This window comes from Protofrankia sp. CiP1_Cm_nod2 (assembly GCF_920664355.1).
Taxonomy (GTDB): domain Bacteria; phylum Actinomycetota; class Actinomycetes; order Frankiales; family Frankiaceae; genus Protofrankia.
Genome location: NZ_CAKKTL010000065.1, coordinates 6,898 through 24,738, shown reverse-complemented (window position 1 = coordinate 24,738; position 17,841 = coordinate 6,898). Strand labels below are relative to the sequence as shown.

The following is a 17,841-nucleotide window of genomic DNA, read 5'->3' as shown; positions in this document are numbered from 1 at the left end:
CGCCAACCCGCTGCGCACCGGCCTGAAACAGCTCGACCACTACCTCGACCGGCTGGGCCTCGACACCGGTGTCCTGGTCCTCTTCGACACCCGACCCGACGCCCCCGACATCACCGAACGCACCACCATCACCACCACGACAAGCCCCGCCGGCCGCACCATCACCCTCATGCAGGCCTGACACGCCAGAAAAGCGGTAACGGAAGGTAACGCGGTAGCGGAAGGTGACTTCCGTCCGCATCCGGGTTCTGGCGTTCCACCGCCCGCTACCGCCCGCGGTGAGCGGGCGCTTCGGACGTCACCAGCGGCCCCGCCGGCCGTTCACCGCGGCGAGCGTAGCGGCCCCCGCCACCAGGAAGGCCGCCGTCGAGGCCGCGGCCTTCCGCCAGGACGCCGGTCGCCGGCGCGGCCACGACCGCGTTCCGGCTGCCGTGTCGGTGCTGGTGGCGCCCAGCAGGTGGTCGTAGACGGCGACGTATCCGGGGGCCTGCAGCCGCCAGTCGAGGACCTCGACGGCCCGCTCCCGGCCCTGGCGGCCGAGCTCACGGCGACGTTCGGGGTCGTCCAGGAGATCCGTGACGGCCCGGGCGAACCCCTCGAGGTCCCCCGGCTCGACGTAACAGGCCGTGTAGCCCGCGGACACCCTGGTCTCGGTGAGGTCGAAGGTGACGACCGGCACCCCGTAGGCCATGTACTCCATGGTCTTGTTCATGGTCGACACCTCGTTCAGCGGATTCGCCGGATCCGGGCCGAGGCCGACCGCGGCGGTCCGCAGGTACTTCTCGATCGTGACCGCGTCCGCCCTGCCGGTGAAGGTCACGTAGTCGTCCAGGCCGAGCTCGGTGGACAGCGCGCGCAGCTCCTCGAAGCAGTCACCGAAACCGAGCAGGGCGACGTGGATGTCCTCCCGGCCGTCCTTGTGGACAAGAATGTCGAGCGCGCGCAGGACGGCGTCGACACCGTCCTGCGGACCCATCACCCCGAGGTAGACGGCGAGGTGGCGCCGGCCACGGCGCAGGTCCGGCGAGTCCGCGCCCGGCCGCATCCGGTCGGTGTCCGGGCCGCTGCGTACCACCGTCGTGTCGGCGTGGTCGCGCCGGCCGCGTCCCATCGCCACCAGCCGGTAGGACTCGTTGGTCGAGATCACGTGGTCGGCGAGGCGGTAGGTGATGCCCTCGAGCAGGTAGAGGCCGCGCAGCAGCAGGTCGGACGGGCGGTCGAAGCGGGACCGGTACACCTCCGGGCACAGATCGTGCTGGTCGTAGACGAACTTCGTCCCGGTGAGCTTGTAGGGGGCGGCGAGCAGCGCGTAGGTGTCCGGCGGGTTGCACGCCTGGATGACGTCGAAACCGATCTCGCGCCGTACCCGGACGGACAGCCTGGCCGTCCTCAGCCAGCACACGACGAATTCGGCCAGATAACCACGGACGCCGGGCCTGGTCTTCGGGGCGTCGTATTTGTGGAGATGGACGCCGTCGAGCTCCTGGTAATCGGGATCCTGCGGCCCGCGGGGGCAGATCACCGACACCGTGTAGCCGGCCCGGACAAGTTCCTGGCATTCCAGCCAGACCCGCCGGTCCAACGGTACCGGCAGATTCTGCACAATGATCAGGACACGCTTGTTCACCTTCGGTCGCCCCCCGGACGCCGGTGGCCCGGGTTTTCACCCGCCGCCACACCTGAATTGCATGACATTCCTGACAGCGGTCCCGGTGGCACCGGGCGGGTGGCCTGGACGTGCTTTTCCGCTCGTCCGGTCCGCCCGTCCGGTCCGCCCGTGACGAGCTCGGGGTCAGCCCGCGGTCGGCCGGTCCGCGGCGGCCGGCGACGGCGGGTATCCCGGTTGCCATTCCCGGCGGCTCCGCCAGACCCCCACCCAGGCGCCGGCGGCCGACGCGGAACGTCCCGGCCCGGATGCGGCCGGCCGCGCCGCACCCGTCGCCGCCGGTGCTGTCGCCGCAGGTGCCGGTGCTGTCGCCACAGGTGCCGGTGCTGTCGCCGGCCGCGCCGCCCGCAACCGGCGGGTGAGCACCGCCAGCGCCGCCCGCACGGCCACGCCGAGGGTCAGCAGCGCGAGCGCGGCCCGCTGACGCGCGCCCGGCTCGAAGTGATCGCGTACGAACGTCGCCTTCGCCCGCATCACCATGATCATTTTGTCCGAGCGGCGGGCCGAGGAGGCGCCCACATGGTGGATGACGGTGGCGTTCGGCGTGATCACCGGGCGCCAGCCGGCGCGGCGGGCCCGCACACTGAGATCCGCGTCCTCCCCGTACATGAAGTAGCGGGGATCGAACCCGCCGAGAGCACCGAAGACGGCCCGTGGGACCAGCAGCAGGCAGCCGGTGACGACACCGACCTCACGGACGCTGTCCCGGCGCCACCGGCCCAGCGACTCCGGGTCGAACAACGCCGAGCCCTTGCGCCAGGTGCTCAGCCCCAGGCCGAAACACGCCAGGCTCCACAACGTCGGCACGCCCCAGCACGAACTCGGATCCAGCGAGCCGTCCGGACGCAGCGTCCGGCCACCGTAGATGCCGTGTCCGGGCCGGGCCCGCGCGAACGCGAGCAGCGCGCCGAGCGCGTCGTCGAGAACGACCGTGTCCGGGTTGAGCAGCAGCAGGTACTCGCCCTTGGCACGCTGGGCGGCGAGGTTGACCGCCCGTCCGAAACCGAGGTTGGTCCCGGACTCGACCACCTCGACGTCCGGGAAGGCGGCGCGGACGCGTGCCGCGGAGGAGTCGGTCGACGCGTTGTCGACGACGATCACCTCGTACGAGGTGTCCCTGGTCTGCTCACGCAGGGATTCCAGGCACTTTACGGTGAGCTCCGCGGTGTTGTACGAGACGATCAGTACGGAAACCTCGACGCCGGCCCTGACGGCGGCCCCGGCGCTGGTCTCGGCGCTGGTCTCGGCGCTGGTCTCGAGACCGGTCATCCCGGCTCACCCCGCTTCCCCACGACCCGCGCCGGCGCCCCCACCGCGATCGAGCCGGGCGGCAGCGACCGGGTCACCACCGAACCCGCGCCGACGACACACCCGTCGCCGATCTCCACACCGGCGGTGACGACCACCCGGGCGCCGAGCCAGACGTCCCGGCCGATCCGGATGTCGCGTTCGCGCCTGGGCTGGTGCATGACCGGGACGTCCGGGGCGATCTGGTAGTCGGAGGCCGTGACGAACACCTCCGGGCCGAACAGCGCGTATTCCCCGATGTCGATCCGGCCGGTGCCGTCACCCGCCCACAGGTAGCAGCGCTCACCGATGTGGGCGTGGTCGCCGATGCTGATCCGCTCGCCGTTGCGGATGGAGACGTTGGGCGCCAACCGCACCCCCCGGCCGCGGGTCAGCAGCGCCTTCTGCCGGGTGTGGGAATAGGAATAGAAATGCAGGATGCGGAACAGATGCGCGTAGGGACGCGGGTCCAGCAGCGATTTCACGGCGTTGAGCCGCCGCGTGCCGGCCGCCTTCCCCCGCCTGGCCGCGCTCCCCTCGGCTGTTTTCCCCCGGAACGCGCTCCCCCGCATCGTGGCCCCCTCGGCCGTGCCCCCGTTCACGGACGGGCTCCCATTCGCGGACGCGTTCCCGCTCACGGACGGGCTCCCATTCGCGGACGCGTTCCCGCTCACGGACGCGCTCATGCGGCCGCTCCGTTCACCCGGCTGCTGGCATCCCGTTCCCAGGTGCCCAGCTGCCCGCGTCGGACCTTGCGCCGGGCCAGCAGCTGGGCCACCGCGGAGATGGCGACATAGGCCGGGACGGCGGTGACCAGCGCCGGCTCGGCGCGCACCACGGCGAGCCAGCCGGGCAGCCGGCCGGGACGCGCCACCCCGGCCGTACTCGACCCGGCCGTACCCCCGGCCGGGGTGGCCGTGCCCGCGGCCGGGGTGGCCGGCGCCAGGCCCAGCCGCCGCATCTCGATGTTGCCCGCGTACACCCGGATCTTGCGTAACACCAGGTCACGGGCGGTACGCGCGGGATGGACGAGGAACTCGGTGCCGGAAACGGTCCGGCGCTCGTCCGCCGTGAAACGGTGATACAGGAAGAAGTCGTCCGCGATCGCCTCCGGGAACCGGTCGAACCGGGCCCGGCCCCGCTCGCTGACGCCCACCACACCGGAACCGACATGGTTGTCGCGGGTGTAGGGCAGCTTCAGCCAGATGCGGTAGTAGTCCCGGACGGCCCGGCTCACCCCGGCCGTGGCGACCCGGATCCGCGGGGCGGCCGCGAGCGCGGGGCCGGCCCGCAGCACCTCGGCCACCCGGAGCAGGTCGCCGCCGCGGACCTCGATGTCGGCGTCCACGTAGAAACGCGGGAAGCCGGTCGCGGTGTCGTCACCGAGGTTGAGCGCGCCGGCCTTGCCCGGCCGGGGTGCCTCCACCACCCGGGCCCCGGCGGCGCGGGCGAGCTCAGCGGTGCGGTCGGTGCAGCCGTTGCAGACGACGACGATGTCGATCTCCCCCGGGCGGACGCCGTCGGCGAGCCGCTCCAGGCAGCGGCCGATCACCGTCTCCTCGTTGTGCGCGGGTATGACGACGCTGGCGAGAACGGTCACGTGGTCACCTGCCCCAGCCCCCCTTCCCGGATCCGCCGGCCGGGCGCTCAGCGCCCCGCCTGGCGGCGGGCGCGCAGCGTGCGGGCGGCGTCGACGAGCAGGGGCGGGGCGGCCCGGCGGGCGATGTCCTGGGCGCGGGCCAGCCCGGTCGGGCGGATCTCCTCACCGGGGCGGGCCCGGAACAGCGTGGTGTGGTCCGGTGACGCCTCGTCGGCCGGCCGGCCGTTGGTGTAGTAGTACCAGGCCAGCGAGCGCCGGGTGACCCCCTCCGGGGAACGCAGCGGATCCGGGTGGCCGTGGTAGGAGTGGTCGGTGGTCGCGAAGACCACGAACCTGTTGAACAGCGGCGCGATCCGGTGGACGGCTTTTGTCATGTCGCGGTCCCACAGCTCCAGGTGGCCGCCCCAGGAGTCGTCCCAGTCCTCGTTCAGGTACAGCAGCACGTTCAGCCGCCGGTCCACGCCGAGCCGGCGGTGCCGGTTGAAGTCCGCGTGCACCTTCAGGAAACCGCCCCGGACGATCTGGTGCAGACCGCCGCCGACAAGATGCGGATCCGGCAGCAGGCCCGAAATCCCGGTCAGCTCCTCCAGGAAGTCGAGGAAGGGGCCGGAGTTGAACTGCTGGAGTATGTGCCGCAGCGGCGCCGGCATCAGTGTCTCGTCCGCCAGCGCGAGTTTGACCTCCTGGCTGGCGTCGAAACGCTGCCAGTCGGCGTCCCCCGGCTTCGGGAAGGCGTCGACGACCGCCCGCAGCGTCTCAGCGGGCAGAAAATCGTCGATGACGACGTGCCGGAAGGGCTGCGCCGTCTGAAAGGAGGCGCCGTATTTCTCCGCGAGCGGCCGCAGAGTCTCCCGGTCGAAATAGTAGTCGGACACGGTCCGTGGCAACGTGAAACAACCCCCCAAAGCCGTGGGCAGCTCCGGCGATTTCACCGGAACAGCTGCCCGCACTACACCCCGTCACTCCACGCACGCTCCGTAAGGTAACGCACCGGCGCGTGAGTGGCCCCACCTCGGCGCCCATACTGTAGACCATCCGGATGTGGCGCCGGACACGGCACATGCGGCAGCGGGTATCCGTCACGCGTTCACCGACGGCACCGAAGACCGGTTCACCCACCGCAATGGCGCGCTTCACGAGGGGGAGTTGTCTGTCGATGACCACGGGAATCACAACGAACGACACGGCCGCGGCCACGGCCACGGCCGGGGAACGGCCGCTGCGCGTCCTGTACTCGTTTCCGCACACCCTCGGCCGGCCGGGGATCTCCACGACCGCGTTCCACCAGGTCAGAAGCATGATTGACGCGGGTTTCGCGGTGACCGTGTACTGCACGAGCCTGGCGGGGGAACTCGACGGCGCGGCCGAGGTCGTCGAGACGATGGTCGCCCGGGGCCGGCGGATCCCGCACCGGGCCATCGGCGTCCGCCGCGCCTACGGCTACCACGACAGGCGTACCGCCCACGAACTCGCCACCCGCCCGTACGCCTACGACGTCGTGCACACCTGGCCCCGCGGCTGTATCCACACCCTGCGGACGGCGCGGCGCATCGGCCTGCCCGGGCTGCGCGAGGTGTGCAGCCCGCACAGCCGGTCCGCCTGCGGGCTGGCCGAGCAGGAGGCCGCCGCCTGCGGCATCCAGCTCCCGCGCGGGCACGCCCATCGCGGCACCACCGGTCATCTCCGCCGGGAGGACGCCGAGTACGACGCGGCGAGCACGCTGCTGTGCCCGTCCGACTATGTGGTGCGGACCTTCGCCGAGTACGGGGCCGACACCGGCCGGCTGGTCCGGCACGCCTACGGCTACGACCCGGCCCGGTTCTTCCCCACCGATCTCCCCCGCCCGGCGGACCGCCCGTTCACCATGGTCTTCGCGGGACGGGGCGAGCCGAACAAGGGGCTGCACTACGCGCTGCGCGCCTGGCGCGACGCGGGCGCCCCCGGCGAGCTGCTCATCTGCGGTGTGATCATGCCTGAGTACCGCGCGAGCCTGGGCGAGCTGCTGAGCCTGCCCGGGGTCCGGGAGCTCGGGTTCGTCGACGACCTCGGCACGCTCTTCCGGAGCGCGGACGCGCTCGTACTACCCAGCGTCACCGAGGGGAGCGCCCTGGTGACGCTGGAGGCCGCCGCCTGCGGCTGCGTCCCGGTGATCTCCGACGCCTGTGGCTCCCCGGCCCGGCACCTGGTCGACGGGCTGGTCCACCAGGCGACGGACACCGCGACACTGGCCGAGCACATCCGGCTGCTCGCCGAGGACCCCGCGACGCTCGCGACGCTGCGGCAGGGCTGCCTGGACGCCCGCAACCGGCACACCTGGGACGCGGCGGGCACCCGGCTCGCCGAGGTCTACCGCGCGGCCGCCCGGCCACGCCCGCCGCTCGGCGCCCCCGTCACATCGTCCGGTGGATCTCCCGGCGGTGGCCGACTCCCACGATCAGGATGATGAGCTGCCCGTCCACGATGTCGTAGATGATCCGGTAGTCGCCGACCCGCAGCCGGTAGCGGTCCTCGTAGCCGGCGAGTCTCCGCACGTTCGCGTCCGGGCGGCGCGGGTCGTCCCCGAGCGGGGTAAGGGCCCGCAGGATCGTCAGCGCGGCTGGCTGCGGGATGGCCCGTAGCTGCCTGACCGCCCGTTCACGCCACCTGAACGCGTACTTCACGCGACGCCCTGGTCAGGGCTGTCCTCGAAGATCGCGGCGATGGCCTCGGCCATGCTGTAGGTGGGGGCGTCGGGGTTCTCCGCCAGGTCGCGGTCGGCCTCCCGGGCGAAGTACCGGTCGATGGCGTCCTCGAGAGCGTTGAAATCCTCGATGGGGACGACCGCGGCCACGGCTTGGCCGTTGCGCGTGATGACGGTGGGTGTTCCGCTCTGGGCGCGCGTGATGACCTCGGCGAAATGGGCGCGGGCATCCCTTGCGCTCAGCTCGTTCTGGCTGTCGTCCACACCGGAAGCGTACCCTGAATTGTGTACACGCAGGATCGCTGGCCGGGACAGCTCACGCGTGGGACGCCCCGCCGGTGGGCGATGGCCGGCGGCGGGGCCGCCTCCGAGAACGGCCTCAGGGCGCGGCTGTCAGGACACCGGCCGCGGATCGGGCCGGCGGGCGGGCCCGGCCGGTGGCGACGGCGCCGCGGCCACCGGCCGGACGCCGGGCAGCAGGCGCGCGGCGTTGCCGGCGTACACCTGGCGCAGCACCTCGGGGGGAAGGTCCAGACCGTAGACAGCCCAGCGCCCCTGCGGCGGCGGCACCGACGGCGAGTACGTGAAGTGGTCGTCGTCGGTCTCCAGCAGCCGGAAGAAGGCCCGGTAGCCGTCCGCGGCCGGGGGGAAGGCGTCCGTGCCGAACAGCACCCGGTCGGCGAAGCGCTCGATGAACCGGCGGGCCACCCGCGGCTGGCGGCCCAGCTCGGCGGCGCGGGCCGAGATGTCGACGCACAGGTTCGGGTAGGCGGCCAGCATCCGGGCGACCTCGCCGAGGTCCTCGGCCAGGCATCCGACGTGCGCCCCCACGAAGGTCGTGCGGGGATGGGCCGCCACCACCGACTCCAGCGCTTCGAGGAGGCGGGGCAGGCCCGGGCCGCGCAGCCCGGGCAGGGCGTTCAGGCCGGCGGCCCGGGAGGCGGTCGGGTGCCGGCGCAGCTCGTCAAGGCGTTCGTTGTGCCGGTCGGGACGGCGGAAGAACGCCACCGGGTCACCGACGTGGATGAGGACCGGCAGCCCGAGCTGCCCGGCCGTCCCGAACACGTCGGAGAGCCTGGGATCGTCCGGCAGCACCAGCCGGCTCCGGCCGTCACGGACCCGCATCCCGAGGTCCTTCCACACCTTCAGACCGCGCGCGCCGGCGGCGGCGGACGCGCGCAGCTGCGCGACCAGCTCCCCGGTCGCCCGCCGCGAACGCAGCAGCCCCCAGTCGAGGTGACAGTAGGTGACGAAACGTCCGGGGTGGGCGCGATCGTAGCGGTCGAGGTTGGCCGCCAGCTCCGCGCCCCACCGGCCGTCGAGGTTGACGATGGTCGTGATGTTGAGCTCGTCCATCATCGCCAGCAGCGCGCCGACGTCGTCGACCATCCAGGAGCCGTCCCGGCGCAGCCAGCGGCCCAGGTGGTTGTGCGCGTCCACGGCCGGGAACGCGGCCCGGCGGATCTCGGAGGCGGGTGTCCGCAGGGCCGGCTGAGGATCCCACCGCGACAACGGAGGGTCCGCGATACGCGCCCGCAGGAGAGCGATACCGGCTTTCCTGACGGTCTGGCGTGGGTTCATCAGGCAGCCTTTCGGATGGACGGTCTCGGATGTGTGGCCAGATACGCCGCCCGCCACCGCCCGGCCCGGGCGAACAGCCGCTCGGTCATCGGCAGGACGAACATGAGACCGAGCAGGCCGAGCACGAGCACCATGCCGAGAGCGCGTTTGCTGTTGCCGGTGACCAGGCTGGCCCGGCCGGGCATCAGGGCGGGGACCGCCGTGAGACGGGCGTTCGACTCCGGCGCGGCCGCCTGCTGGACGTCCTGGAGAGTCGTACCGACCTGGGTGGCCAGCTCCCGCATCTTGGCGACCGCGACATCGGGGTCGCTGCTCCAGACGGTGACGATGACGGTCGGGGCGTCCGGGGCCCCGGGGTTCTCCGGGGTGCCGATGGTCTCGGCCGCGACCACGTACTCGGCCCCGCGCTCCGCGCGGTTGAGATCGACGACGAAGCCCCGGCCGTTGACCCGTTCGGCGACCACCCGCACGATCGTCTGATTGCTCAGGTTGAAGGCCTGGTAGGGGTTGAGCGCGCTGCCGGCCTGGGGGAACACCGCGAGCGCGGCGGTCGCCTCGTACGTGCCCCGGGCCGACCGGACGTGCAGCATCCCGGCAGCCACGAGCAGGGCGACGGCCAGCGCCACGTACCAGCGGCGCAGCGCGAGGGCGGGCAGGTTCCAGATCCCCGGGTGCGGCAGCCCGGCGCCCGGCCACGGCCGGCCGGCGGCCCGGTGCGGCGCGGATCCGTCCCCGGTACGCCGCAGGCCCTCCAGCCGCATCAGCGCGCCGACGCTTCCGATCAGCAGGAAGGTGGTCAGGAAGACCATCGCGTAGCCGAGCGCGTCAAAAGTGACGAAGGACACCCCGACCGCGATGACGGCGCCGGCCAGCGTCTGCGCGAGGTTGCGCAGTTCGGGATCCTCGCTGTCCCGGCGCAGGCGACGGGCCAGCACGAAGGTGCCGACGAACAGCAGCAGCAGGACGCCGAGCCCAATGACACCGGTCTCGATCAGATGCCCCAGGTAGGCGTTGTCCAGCACCCGGTACTTCTCCGGCAGGAAGGTGCCGTAGCCGCGCCCGAGCCAGAAGGAGTTGTCGATGTAGACGCCTGCCGTGGCGTAGTCGGCCGTCCGGCCGGCCGCACTGTCGTCGTTACCGATGTTGAGGAACAGGTCGAAGATCGTCTTCAGGGTCCCGGGACTGGCCACCTGCATCGCGGCCAGGGCCACCGGGGAGAGCAGCAGGGCCCGTCGCCGCAGGCGCGCCGGCCAGGACGGCACCAGCACCAGCAGGGCGATACCGATCGTGAGGATGGCCGACCGGGACACCGACATCGGCAGGGTGAGACCGATCACGGCGACCTTGAGCCACGCGTTGCGCCGCCCCTCCGGCGGCGCGTACAGCGCGTAATGCAGCGCGAGCGGCAGGACCGCCGCGAGGACGACCCCGAACTCGATCGCGTGGCTCGCCGTCCCGGCCACCCGGACCAGGCCGTCCCGCCCGGAGATGAAGCTCTGGCCACCGCCGCTGAGACCGGGTATCCGGATGTAGCCGTTGATGTCGAAATGGAAGTAGAACTGCAACAGCCCGAAGATCGCCAGTACCGTGCCGGCGGTGCACAGCCGGCGCAGCAGGGTATCCAGCCGTGCCCGGTCCGGGACGCCGTCGAGGACGGTGAACGCCAGGCCGAGCGCGGCGCCGACCGTGAGCACCCCGCGGTCGGCCGCGCGGATCTCCGCGCCGGAGATGGGCCGTGTCATGGCCGCCACGTAACTGACCAGCACGGACAGGCCAAAGAGGGCCAGCAGGACGCGCGCCCCCTGCCCCGGCAGGGGCGGACGCTGCCAGGGCACCAGCCGGACCGCGACATACCAGACGAACAGCAGCATCCCGAGCAGCAACGCCGGGTTGCCGGCGGCGCCCAGCGGCGCGAAACGCATCCGCGCCGGGATGATGATCATCATGACCAGCAGGGCGGTGACCGCGACCACCGCGTCCCCGCGGCGTAACAGCTGCAGGCGCAGGTCCGCCGCCTCCGGCGCCGACCGCGGTACCCGCCGGGACGTGACGAACAGCCCCGTGCCACCGAGCGTCCGCCCGGACGAGGAGATCATCGGTTCGGCAGCATCCGGCGGCTGAACTCGGTGGTCTCCAGCTCCACGAACCCTTCCCAGCCGGTCTCGTCCGGCGCCGGGCCGGCCGCCCGCCGATGGTCGGCGGCATCCGCGGGGGCGGCGGCCCGCGCCGGTGGGAGGTCCGCGACGTCCAGCGGCTCCACCCGTTCCAGCAGCTCCGGCTGCCGCGGCTGCCGCGGCTGCCGCGGCTGCGGCTGCGGTGGCTGCGGCTGCGGTGGCTGTGAGGAGCCGGGCCGCCGCGAGTGGAACGCCTGGCCGACCGTGGTCCTGATCGTCGGCTGCTCGCTGTAGCGCGGCTCACGGGCCTCGCCCGCGGACCGCGCACCGGCCGGGGAAAGCGCGTCGGCCGAGGCCGGCGAGCCCGCTGGGGCCCGTGTACCGGCCGGCGCCTGAGCCGCGGCCGGCTCCTGCGAGGATGCCGGCTCCTGCCCGGCGGCCGGGGCGGCGACGCCGAGGTCCCCGGCCCGCCGCCGGGCCCGCCGGAACGCCGCGCCCTCGGCCGCGAAAGCGGTCAGCATCGGTACCACCAGCGCCACCGCCGCACCCCCGGCGATCACCTTCTTCTTGGCGGAGCCACTGCGTACCGGCTCCAGGTCCGACACCACCGTGGCTGTGATCAGTACATCCGCCGGGGCACGGGCCTTGGTCTGCTGGTCCTTCAGCTCGGTCTTCAACAGCTCGATGAGGCCGTCCATGGTGCGGGACGCCACCGCCGGATCGTTGTCCTTGGTCTCCATCACCAGCAGCGGCGCCCCAGGAGCGGTCGGATCCGGCCCGATCGTGTAGGCGGCGGTCCCCCCGGCGTCGACCAGTTTCTGTGCCGCTTCCTCGTCCGTGAGAATACGCATGAGTACCGTGGCGGTGGCCGAGAGATTACCGCTGAACGCCAGGAAGGGGTTGGACGCGGTCGGCTCGTTCATCAACTTCACCGACGGTGAGAGTAACACGACGGTTGCTTTACCGGTGTAACTGTACGGCGTCGCACGGGCCATGAAACCAGCGGTCAGCGCAAAAAAGACAAAAAGCGGCAGCACCACGTACCAGCGGCGCGTGAGCACATAGAAAGAATCTCGCAGATACATGTCCCAGCCCCCCGGCGGCGAACGTCTGACGGCGGGTCAGCCGCCGTGGGACACCGGAACGACCGGCGTCGGACCGACAAGTCGTGGCACCCGTGAAGTACCCCCTCCCGATACCACCGTGGCCTCCCGCGTCCGGTGACGGAGCGGCCGGAGCCACAGAAGGATCACCGCTGACAGCCACGGGAACCGGAGGATACGGAGACAACCACGGAAGCGACCGATGTCACCGGAAGGGTACACATGGATACTTTAACCCGCCATCCCGCCCGGTTTCGTGGATCATCGTCGTTTTCTACGCCGGACGCAGCCCGGCGGGAGCGCCGGTTTCGATATCGGCCGGCCGGTGTTCGTACCGCCGCCCGCACGGGCAGGCCAGTTCGTCATCGAGCCGCTCACCGCACGCGCACACCCAGCCGGCCCGCCGCGCGGGATTGCCCACCACCAGTGCGTGCGCCGGCACGTCACGGATGACCACCGCGCCGGCCGCCACGAAACAGTATTCACCCAGCGTGGTGCCGCATACGATCGTGGCATTCGCGCCGATCGTGGCTCCCCGGCGTACCAGGGTCCGGTCGAGACGGTCGCGGCCCTTCTTCACCTCGGCCCGCGGGTTCATGTCATTGGTGAAAACCATGTTGGGGCCGAGGAAGACGTCGTCCTCGACCGTGACGAGATCCCAGACCAGGACCGCGTTCTTGATGGTCACCCGGTCCCCCACCACGGCGCCGGACTCCACGAACGCGTGATCGCAGACGTTGCAGTCCCGGCCGATCCGGGCACCGGCCATGACGTGCGCGAACGCCCAGACCCGGGTGCCGGCGCCGACCTGGTCGCTTTCGCACAGCCCCCGGGGATGGACGAAGACGGCCCCGCGGCCGTCCGGCACGTCGGCCATGGCGCTGCTGGTCACGGCGGTCACCGCAGCGCCTTCCGCAGCTCGTCGACGACCCGCGTCTGCTGCTCCGCGGTGATCTGGGGGTACAGGGGCAGGGACAGGATGCGCCGCGCGGACCGCTCGCTGACGGGGAAGGCGCCGGCCGCGTACCCGAGATCGGCGAACGCCTCCTGACGGTGCACCGGGACCGGGTAGTGGCTGCCCGCCCCGACACCGGCGCCGTGCAGACGCTCCAGCACGGCGTCCCGGTCGTCCACCTCGATGACGTACAGGTGCCAGACGTGGGTGTTGCCGGGCAGGACCACCGGGGTGGTGACGGCCCCGGAGGCGGCCAGCTCCGCCAGCAGCTCACCGTAACGGGCGGCGGCGGCGGCGCGGGCGGTGTTCCAGGCGGCCAGCCGGGCGAGCTTCGCCCGCAGCACCACGGCCTGGAGCGTGTCCAGCCGGGAGTTGACCCCGAACCGGCCGTGCACGTACTTGCGGTCGCTGCCGTGGTTGCCGATCGTGCGGGCCGCCGCGGCGACCTGCGCGGACGTCGTCAGCACGGCACCGGCGTCACCGTAGGCACCGAGGTTCTTGCCGGGGTAGAAGCTCGTTCCCGCCGCCGCCCCGAACGTGCCCGCGTGCCGGCCGTGCCGGGTGGCGCCCTGCGACTGGGCGGCGTCCTCGACCACCACCGCCCCGGCCGCGGCGGCCGCCGGCAGCAGCTCCTCGACCGGGGCGGCCTGGCCGTAGAGGTGCACCGGGATCACGGCCGCCGTCCGGGCGCCGATCGCCGCCGCGGCGGCGGCGGGGTCGATCAGGTAGGTGGCCGGGTCGACGTCCACGAGCACCGGACGGGCACCCGCGCGGACCACCGCCTCGGCGGTGGCGATGAACGTGTTGGCGGGCAGGACCACCTCGTCGCCGGTGCCGATCCCCAGCGCACGCAGCGCGATCTCCAGGGCATCGGTGCCGTTCCCGACGCCCACGCAGTGGCTGATGCCGAGGAAGTCGGCGTACTCCTGCTCGAAAAGGGCGACCGGCTTGCCACCGATGAACGCGCCCGTCCGCATGACCTCGGCGAGGGCGGGCTCGATCTCGGCGGCGATCTCCTGGTGCTGGGCCGGGAGATCCACCAGGGGGATAGGGGTCATCGTCGTCCTCACAGTCACGTCAACGATCGTCAGATGCGGCAGTCGGCAGGGGCGGCAGTCGGCAGGGGCGGCGGGGCGGCGGTCGGCGGGGCGGCACCTGTCAGGGCCGGTCGCGTCGGGATCCGGCCGGCGGGCGCGGGTGGCCGACACGGAAGACCGGCCGGCATGGACGGGCTGGCACAGACGGGCTGGCACGGACGAGCGGACAGCCGGCCGGCACGAGGAACCGGCTGGCGCGGGAGCCGTCGGCCAGGTCACCCGGCCGTGGACCGGCCGGGACGGCCGGCCGCCACCGGGGCCGGACGGCCGCGGGCTACTCGACGCCGGCCTCAGCAGGTGCGCCCCGATGGACCTCACGGGACACCTCGCCAGGGACGCCGACCAGCGCCGGGCCGGCGGATCCGGTGGACCGCACGGCTCCGGCGGGCCCACCGGAGCCGACGGAGCCCGTGGGTTCGGCGGGCTCCGTGGGCTCGGCCGGCTCCGTGGGCTCGGCGGGCTCCGTGGGCCCGGTGGGTTCGGCGGACTCGGTGGGCCCGGACGCCCGCTGTGCCGGGACACCGCGCAGCTCCCGCAGCAGCACCCGTTCGATGGCCGTGCCCGCGGCGTCCCACGGCAGGTCGGCCACGCCGGCCGCGGCGGCCCGCGCCCGCTCCTCCCGCTGCCCGGCCGAGGCCATGCCAACCACCTCGGACAGGGCGGCGGCCAGCTCACCGGGCGTGGGCTGGGCGTAACACACGTACGGGTTGTCCAGTACCAGCCGGTTGTGCCGGGCGTCGTTGACGACCGGGACGCAGCCGGCGGCCAACAGCTCGAACGGGATGAGCGAGACATTCGTCACCGACAGACACAGCCCAGCCACGCACCTGTTGTACAGAGCGTTCAGCTCGGCCGGTGTGATGACGCCGTGCCGGTGCGCCGGGAAGGGCAGGGCTGTCACGTTCTCGCCGAAGAGGTGGATCGGCACGTCCGGGTGGCGCCGGTGGAACTCCTCCAGCGCCAGCAGGCCGAGGGGGTAGGCACGCCGCGGTGTGCTCGGCTTGGCGTAGAAGACCACCCCGTCCCGGGCCGGCCGCCGCGCGGACGTGTCCACCCGGTACACGTCCGTGTCCGCGCCGAACTCGAAGTGGTCGCACGGCATCCCGTACTCGGCGGTCAGCTTCGCCGCCAGCCAGCGGCCGGCGGTGATGCCGTGGAAGCCGAAACGGAACGTGTTCTCGGCCAGCAGGCTCTCGGTGCCCGCCGGGTAGAACAGCGGCTCGAAGTCCTGGACGCAGTAGAACCGGCGGCCCGGGGTCCGCGGATCGGCCACGACGTAGGCCGACTGCCACGAGGTCGCGAAGACGGCGTCGCACGGCAGCATCGGGCCGGTCGCGTCGGCGACCTCCGCGCGGATCCGCGGCCAGTAGCCGCGGAAGACCTCGGTGTGGGCGCGTATGTCGCCGGCGTAGCGATCGTAGAAGTACAGCCGGCAGGTGTGGCCGCGGCGCTCCAGGTGCTCGACCAGCCGCAGCAGGGTGGTGTGCCCGCCGGAGCCCGGCGGCGGCGGGGTCATCACCCAGTTGACGACCAGCGGGGCGTCGTCGCGCGCGGCGGCGGGCACCGTCGGGCGGGTGCCCCCCGCGGGTGCCCCGGACGCGTCCGCCGGCACGGCCTGCCCCGCTGAAAACGGGCCGGCCGCCTCCGCCGCCGCTACCGGCACCGCCGCGTGCGGCGCTCCCACCGGCGTCGGCGCCCCCGGCGCTCCCAGCTCCGGCGTTTCCAGCTCGGGCGTTTCCAGCTCGGGCGCTCCCACCGGCGATGGCGCCCCCGGCGCCCCGGCCGGCATCGGCGTCAGTGGGCCGGCCCGTAACACCTCCCGCGCGCGGACCGGCAACGCGCCCGACGGATCGTCCAGCCGCCGGGACGCCGCCCGCAGCACACGCCCGGCGAGCCCACGGGTGCCGTCCTCGCGCACGATCCGGGCGATCTGCCCCGCCCGGCGCGTGATCTGGTCACGCGTTGTATGCCGGTTCCCGGCCGAATCGTTCATGGCTTCCCCCCTGCCGTGCCCGTCCCCCCGTAGATGATGGCCTGCCCGCACGGGCGGCCGCGCACCAGGGTCCGGCGAATCCGCTGATTCCGCGAATCGCCCCGACGGGCCCGAGCGGACGCCAATCCGTGCCCGGCCCGACAGAACATGGATCCGGCAGGGCATGGCCGTCGCCGGAAGCTGCTAAAGTTCGTCCGGGTTCGAGGCATGTCCGGTTTGTTGTCATGCCCATGCCGCCGGGGGGCTCACCAGCAGTGCGATCATCGGGAAGCGCGGTCGCTGTTTTCCGTGACCAGGGCCCGGAAGCCGTTCCGGCGGGAGCCCGGGCACGGCGGGGATCCCGCCGGCAGAGGGTGGGGCGCGAGCCGGGAGCATGATTTGATCACGGTCTTCGGCGTCGAGAATACGATCATCAACGTCTTCGGGGCAGGACCGGGCGCGCGCCGCGTCGGCACCAACGGGGGGTAACGGTAGATGAGCAGGCGTGTTCCGGCCGGGACGCTGAGCCGACGCCCGACGGTCTCCGTCGTGGTGCCGTGTTACAACTACGCGCGTTATCTCGCGGAGTGCGTCGAGACGGTGCTGACGCAGGAGGGTGTCGACCCGGAGGTCATCATCGTCGACGACGCCTCGACCGATGCCAGCGCGACCGTCGCGGCGGCGCTGGCGGCCGCCGACGGCCGGGTCCGCGTCATCCGGCATCCGGCCAACCGCGGTCACATCGCCACCTACAACGACGGCCTGGCCGAGGCGACCGGCGACTACGTGGTCCTGCTCTCCGCGGACGACCTGCTGCTGCCCGGCTCGCTGGCCAGGGCCACCGCCCTGCTGGAGGCGAACCCCTCCGTCGGCATGGCCTACGGCCACCCCACCCATCTCTACGAGGGCAGGCCACCGAAACCACCGCGCACCCGCGTCCGGAACTGGACAATCTGGGACGGGCCGGAATGGATCCGGTTACGTTGCCGGGCGGGCATCAACTGCATCTTCAACCCCGAGGTGGTGCTGCGGACCTCGGTACAGCGCGAGATCGGCGGCTACCGGCCCGATCTCCCGCATTCGGGTGACCTGGAAATGTGGCTGCGGGCGGCCTCGGTGGCCGACGTCGGCCGGGTGAACGGCACCGACCAGGCCTACTACCGCGTGCACGCGGCCAGTATGCAACGCACCGTGTATGCCGGGCACCTCACCGACCTGCGAGCTCGCTGGGACGCGTTCCAGGTCGTCCTCACCGGGCGCGCCGCGGGCATCCCGGACGCCGACGGCCTGCTCACGACGGTCCGGCGCACGCTGGCGAACGAGGCGCTCGGCCAGGTCCGCCGGATCTGCTCGGAGGGCCGGGCGGAGCACGACGGCGACCTCGTCGACTCCTACCTGCGTTTCGCCCGGGAGCTCTGGCCGGACGCTCCGGCGCTGGCCGCGTGGCGGGCGATCCCGGTGGCCCGGCGGGCCGGCGAGCACCGCTCCGCCGTCACCGCGCTCACCACCTACCGCACGATCGAGGACAAGATCCGCTGGCGGCGATGGCGCTGGAACGGCGTGTGATCGCATGGCACGCACCGGCACGGCCCACAGCCACGCGTCATGACCTCCGACGCCACCCGTCCCGGTCGCGCGACCACCGGGACGGATGACTTCATCTGGATGGACGGCGCCCCCCCGACCGGGGATCCGCCCGTCGAGCGGACCACCGTACGGCTGCAGAGAATCCCGTTCCGCAGCCCCCCGACGGGTGACAGCGGCTCCGGCTCCGGCTCCGGCTCCG

The 17,841-nt window shown here is 72.5% G+C and carries 16 protein-coding genes and 1 pseudogene; 4 read left to right on the top strand and 13 right to left on the bottom strand.

The features are described from left to right. A pseudogene (locus tag NBW84_RS09765) lies at nucleotides 1-181 on the top strand (ATP-binding protein); the annotation flags it as partial. 117 nt (nucleotides 182-298) lie between these two features. On the opposite strand, the gene NBW84_RS09760 reads toward NBW84_RS09765, so the two are convergent. The 5 genes from NBW84_RS09760 to NBW84_RS09740 form a co-directional block, all read right to left on the bottom strand. Next, nucleotides 299-1,627 (bottom strand): glycosyltransferase family 4 protein, encoded by a 1,329-nt coding sequence (locus NBW84_RS09760; RefSeq protein ID WP_250283811.1) that lies wholly within the window; start codon nucleotides 1,625-1,627, stop codon nucleotides 299-301. Between the two features lie 165 nt (nucleotides 1,628-1,792). After that, the gene (locus NBW84_RS09755; protein ID WP_250283809.1) at nucleotides 1,793-2,935 is read right to left on the bottom strand and encodes a glycosyltransferase family 2 protein; all 1,143 of its coding nucleotides are present in this window, start codon (nucleotides 2,933-2,935) and stop codon (nucleotides 1,793-1,795) included. After that, nucleotides 2,932-3,555: an acyltransferase gene (locus NBW84_RS09750; protein ID WP_250283808.1), complete on the bottom strand. Its 624-nt coding sequence runs from the start codon at nucleotides 3,553-3,555 to the stop codon at nucleotides 2,932-2,934. Before NBW84_RS09750 ends, NBW84_RS09755 begins: the two co-directional genes overlap by 4 nt. Before the next feature lie 80 nt (nucleotides 3,556-3,635). Next, nucleotides 3,636-4,553 carry a glycosyltransferase gene (locus tag NBW84_RS09745; RefSeq protein ID WP_250283806.1) on the bottom strand — a complete coding sequence of 306 codons (918 nt, stop codon included), beginning with the start codon at nucleotides 4,551-4,553 and terminating at the stop codon, nucleotides 3,636-3,638. A gap of 47 nt (nucleotides 4,554-4,600) precedes the next feature. Next, entirely contained in the window at nucleotides 4,601-5,440 is an 840-nt protein-coding gene (locus tag NBW84_RS09740) for a 2OG-Fe(II) oxygenase family protein (protein WP_250283804.1), read from the bottom strand. Between the two features lie 269 nt (nucleotides 5,441-5,709). Between NBW84_RS09740 and NBW84_RS09735 the strand changes: the two genes are divergently transcribed. Next, a complete protein-coding gene (locus NBW84_RS09735) occupies nucleotides 5,710-6,996 on the top strand; it encodes a glycosyltransferase family 4 protein (protein ID WP_250283802.1) in 1,287 nt (428 codons plus the stop codon). Here NBW84_RS09735 and NBW84_RS09730 read toward each other — a convergent pair. The 8 genes from NBW84_RS09730 to NBW84_RS09695 all read right to left on the bottom strand — a co-directional run bounded on the left by NBW84_RS09730 (nucleotide 6,944) and on the right by NBW84_RS09695 (nucleotide 16,076). Further along, nucleotides 6,944-7,213 carry a type II toxin-antitoxin system RelE family toxin gene (locus NBW84_RS09730; RefSeq protein ID WP_250283801.1) on the bottom strand — a complete coding sequence of 90 codons (270 nt, stop codon included), beginning with the start codon at nucleotides 7,211-7,213 and terminating at the stop codon, nucleotides 6,944-6,946. The two genes, NBW84_RS09735 and NBW84_RS09730, sit on opposite strands and share 53 nt — an antisense overlap. Beyond that, entirely contained in the window at nucleotides 7,210-7,497 is a 288-nt protein-coding gene (locus NBW84_RS09725; protein ID WP_250283800.1) for a type II toxin-antitoxin system Phd/YefM family antitoxin, read from the bottom strand. The genes NBW84_RS09730 and NBW84_RS09725 overlap by 4 nt, the downstream gene beginning before the upstream one ends. A gap of 129 nt (nucleotides 7,498-7,626) precedes the next feature. Continuing rightward, nucleotides 7,627-8,814, bottom strand: a complete 1,188-nt coding sequence (locus NBW84_RS09720; RefSeq protein ID WP_250283798.1) for an amidohydrolase family protein — start codon at nucleotides 8,812-8,814, stop codon at nucleotides 7,627-7,629. Then, nucleotides 8,814-10,910 (bottom strand): O-antigen ligase family protein, encoded by a 2,097-nt coding sequence (locus tag NBW84_RS09715; RefSeq protein WP_250283796.1) that lies wholly within the window; start codon nucleotides 10,908-10,910, stop codon nucleotides 8,814-8,816. The genes NBW84_RS09720 and NBW84_RS09715 overlap by 1 nt, the downstream gene beginning before the upstream one ends. Continuing rightward, entirely contained in the window at nucleotides 10,907-12,013 is a 1,107-nt protein-coding gene (locus NBW84_RS09710; protein WP_250283794.1) for a hypothetical protein, read from the bottom strand. The genes NBW84_RS09715 and NBW84_RS09710 overlap by 4 nt, the downstream gene beginning before the upstream one ends. Before the next feature lie 292 nt (nucleotides 12,014-12,305). Then, entirely contained in the window at nucleotides 12,306-12,908 is a 603-nt protein-coding gene (locus tag NBW84_RS09705; RefSeq protein WP_445548680.1) for an acyltransferase, read from the bottom strand. Between the two features lie 20 nt (nucleotides 12,909-12,928). Next, a complete protein-coding gene (locus NBW84_RS09700; protein WP_250283790.1) occupies nucleotides 12,929-14,044 on the bottom strand; it encodes a DegT/DnrJ/EryC1/StrS family aminotransferase in 1,116 nt (371 codons plus the stop codon). Nucleotides 14,045-14,357: 313 nt separating this feature from the next. Next, nucleotides 14,358-16,076: a rhamnosyltransferase WsaF family glycosyltransferase gene (locus tag NBW84_RS09695; RefSeq protein ID WP_250283813.1), complete on the bottom strand. Its 1,719-nt coding sequence runs from the start codon at nucleotides 16,074-16,076 to the stop codon at nucleotides 14,358-14,360. A gap of 474 nt (nucleotides 16,077-16,550) precedes the next feature. Here NBW84_RS09695 and NBW84_RS09690 point away from each other — a divergent pair, with 474 nt between their 5' ends. Continuing rightward, nucleotides 16,551-17,621: a glycosyltransferase gene (locus NBW84_RS09690; protein ID WP_250283788.1), complete on the top strand. Its 1,071-nt coding sequence runs from the start codon at nucleotides 16,551-16,553 to the stop codon at nucleotides 17,619-17,621. 39 nt (nucleotides 17,622-17,660) lie between these two features. Next, nucleotides 17,661-17,841, top strand: a 181-nt coding sequence (locus tag NBW84_RS09685) for a hypothetical protein (protein ID WP_250283786.1), incomplete at its 3' end; no start/stop codon positions are given.

Bases quoted from the DNA above. Each gene is read 5' to 3' on its own strand.
- NBW84_RS09755 (WP_250283809.1), bottom strand. From the start codon at position 2,935: ATGACCGGTCTCGAGACCAGCGCCGAGACCAGCGCCGAGACCAGCGCC.
- NBW84_RS09735 (WP_250283802.1), top strand. From the start codon at position 5,710: ATGACCACGGGAATCACAACGAACGACACGGCCGCGGCCACGGCCACG.
- NBW84_RS09720 (WP_250283798.1), bottom strand. From the start codon at position 8,814: ATGAACCCACGCCAGACCGTCAGGAAAGCCGGTATCGCTCTCCTGCGG.
- NBW84_RS09715 (WP_250283796.1), bottom strand. From the start codon at position 10,910: ATGATCTCCTCGTCCGGGCGGACGCTCGGTGGCACGGGGCTGTTCGTC.
- NBW84_RS09710 (WP_250283794.1), bottom strand. From the start codon at position 12,013: ATGTATCTGCGAGATTCTTTCTATGTGCTCACGCGCCGCTGGTACGTG.
- NBW84_RS09705 (WP_445548680.1), bottom strand. From the start codon at position 12,908: ATGGCCGACGTGCCGGACGGCCGCGGGGCCGTCTTCGTCCATCCCCGG.
- NBW84_RS09700 (WP_250283790.1), bottom strand. From the start codon at position 14,044: ATGACCCCTATCCCCCTGGTGGATCTCCCGGCCCAGCACCAGGAGATC.
- NBW84_RS09695 (WP_250283813.1), bottom strand. From the start codon at position 16,076: ATGAACGATTCGGCCGGGAACCGGCATACAACGCGTGACCAGATCACG.
- NBW84_RS09690 (WP_250283788.1), top strand. From the start codon at position 16,551: ATGAGCAGGCGTGTTCCGGCCGGGACGCTGAGCCGACGCCCGACGGTC.